General features: G+C 63.0%; 3 protein-coding genes and 1 tRNA gene. 2 read left to right on the forward strand and 2 right to left on the reverse strand.

Going from position 1 to position 2,055, the window contains the following annotated elements; all coding sequences use genetic code 11:
- Nucleotides 1-81 precede the first annotated feature (81 nt).
- Nucleotides 82-828 carry a PaeR7I family type II restriction endonuclease gene (locus tag U9980_RS05460; RefSeq protein WP_322766951.1) on the forward strand — a complete coding sequence of 249 codons (747 nt, stop codon included), beginning with the start codon at nucleotides 82-84 and terminating at the stop codon, nucleotides 826-828.
- 634 nt (nucleotides 829-1,462) lie between these two features.
- Nucleotides 1,463-1,753, forward strand: coding sequence for a hypothetical protein (locus tag U9980_RS05465; RefSeq protein ID WP_322766952.1), 291 nt, complete (start codon nucleotides 1,463-1,465; stop codon nucleotides 1,751-1,753).
- A 57-nt stretch (nucleotides 1,754-1,810) separates the two neighbouring features.
- Here U9980_RS05465 and U9980_RS05470 read toward each other — a convergent pair.
- Nucleotides 1,811-1,899: transfer RNA gene (locus U9980_RS05470), tRNA-Ser, on the reverse strand.
- Nucleotides 1,863-2,055: hypothetical protein (locus tag U9980_RS05475; RefSeq protein WP_322766953.1), on the reverse strand; the 193-nt coding region annotated here is incomplete at its 5' end. The genes U9980_RS05470 and U9980_RS05475, both read right to left, overlap by 37 nt.

Genomic DNA, 2,055 nt, shown 5'->3' on the forward strand with positions numbered 1-2,055 from the left:
CGTCGCGACGTCGACGCCGCGACAGAGACTGCTCTGCGCGTCTACGGCCTGTCTAGCCTGCCAGACTGAGAAAGGGAAGTCTTGACCGTAACCCGTGAGGACTTCGAAGAAGCAATCGCTGCTTATTGGGGCGTCAAAGAGACCCAGAACCAGCTTTCCGCTGTCAGGGAGAAAGTTGGTGCGGGAATCGCGGGATCTGTGCGCGGCGGCAAACACTTCGATGCCATCGCAACCCTCCTCGCCAAGTTCTTCGTCGAGGCTGGATATCCTTCCGGATCCATTCGCGTAACGGTCAGTCAAGGCTTGGAGCTCCCGGGATACTACCGCCCGCAAAAAAGGTGGGACATCATAGTTGCTTATGGCAACGTCCTAGTCGCCGCGTTCGAACTCAAGGCCCTCGGCGGGCCGTCATTCGGCAACAACTACAACAACAGAGTCGAGGAAGCGCTTGGAAGCGCCGTGGACTTCCGACGGGCAGTGCTCGTCGACTCCTACCTCGGCGAGAAGCCATGGCTCGGCTATTTTTTTATCATGCAGGATGAGCTCGGGTCACGCTCTGAAGTTCGACTGAACAAAGGCGCATTCCCGGTCGAGACAATCTGGCAGGGAGCCTCCTACCAGAAAAGATTCGCAATCTTCTGTGAACGACTCATGGCAGAAAACCTGTACGACGCCGTCTGCTATGTCACCTCGTCGGCCCACAACCCGCGGCCGGTCGAGCTTGTCGAAAGCCTCGACTGGCGCCACTTCTCGGCTGCCATCAACGCTCGCATCACGTACCTAAGCGAACTTGGAATCCCTGGCGACAGCGGAGCGCTCTCCATTTAACAAAATACCAGAGTGCCAGAGCGGCAGCACGTCGACGCCGCTCCGTACCGGCACGGCGATCGGAGTACGCTCAGACATTGACAGCTTTCGCGCAAGAAAGTGAGCGAGATATACGCGCCAGGTGATTGACGCCGGGCCGTGGGAGTTGAACCCTCCGAGACCGGAGTACTGCAATGGGTGCGGACATCTGTAGATGAGGGAAACCGCAGCGTGGCGCAGGTCGTAGGGACGCCGGGCGAGCGGTGACGCGGCCTGCTCCGGTGTGAGCGCCTTCTCTCGGGCCTCTTCCGCCACGCGCGGGTGTACGTGCTCTCCTGTGGGGCACCACCGGCCGCGGTTCGGACCAGCCGGCCTTCCATGCCGACACCGAAGTTGTCGATGTGGTAGCGCAGCGTCCGCACGTACGCGGGTGGGATCGGTACCGGGCGGGTTTCCTTCTCACCCGCCGCGTCAGCCCGCGCCGCTTACGGGGCGCCGCGTCATCCGTCCAACCATGCCCAGCACGGGGTTCGTTGGCCGCCAGGTCCAGGCGGCCCCAACCTTCGGTCGGCAGGAAGCAGTCCGACCCGCGCGGCGCCAGGCCCTCGGACGGCCGGGTACCCGCGAAGTAAATGCAGCCATAGGAGGCTACGAGATGCCGACCTGTCGTCCCCTGCCCGGCGACGTCCGCGAGCAGATCCCGAACCTGCGCCGGATTGGCGACAACCCGGCGGTCCACAGTCTTGGCAACCTCCGGCTCCCGCCACTGGTCACCGTCCACCGGGTTCGAGCCGAGCCACCCCCGCTCGACCGCATACCCGAGAGCGTGATGGAAGGCGACCCCGTGAACACAGTGATCTTCTCCCCCGACGGGCACTGGATCGCCACCGACGGCCGCTCCAGGTCGGCCACAGCCGGACATCCACAAGGTACAGAAAGATCGTAAAAGGAAAGATCAAAAGTACCGTGGCCTGCGGATTCAGGCCAAAGATACTGGTCGGAGCGGAGGGCGTGGGATTCGAACCCACGAGGAGCGTTGCCACCCCTAGTGGTTTTCAAGACCACCGCCATCGGCCACTAGGCGAGCCCTCCTGACCTGCGGCTTCGACCCGGTTGGCCTGATCGTCGAGCTGGCCGTTCCGTGCCTGTTCCGCGTGGCTGTCGTCCCCGTCTCCGGGCAGCCGGTCGTCTCCGAGTATTGCAGGATCGGCCGCCGGTGTGCCGAGGGCCTGTTCGATCGAGGAGTTC

This window comes from Protofrankia sp. Cr1, assembly GCF_963555865.1.
In the GTDB taxonomy this organism is placed as follows: Bacteria; Actinomycetota; Actinomycetes; order Frankiales; family Frankiaceae; genus Protofrankia.

Excerpts from the sequence above, each read along its gene's own strand:
- U9980_RS05465 (WP_322766952.1), top strand. The coding sequence starts at position 1,463 with ATGCCGACCTGTCGTCCCCTGCCCGGCGACGTCCGCGAGCAGATCCCG.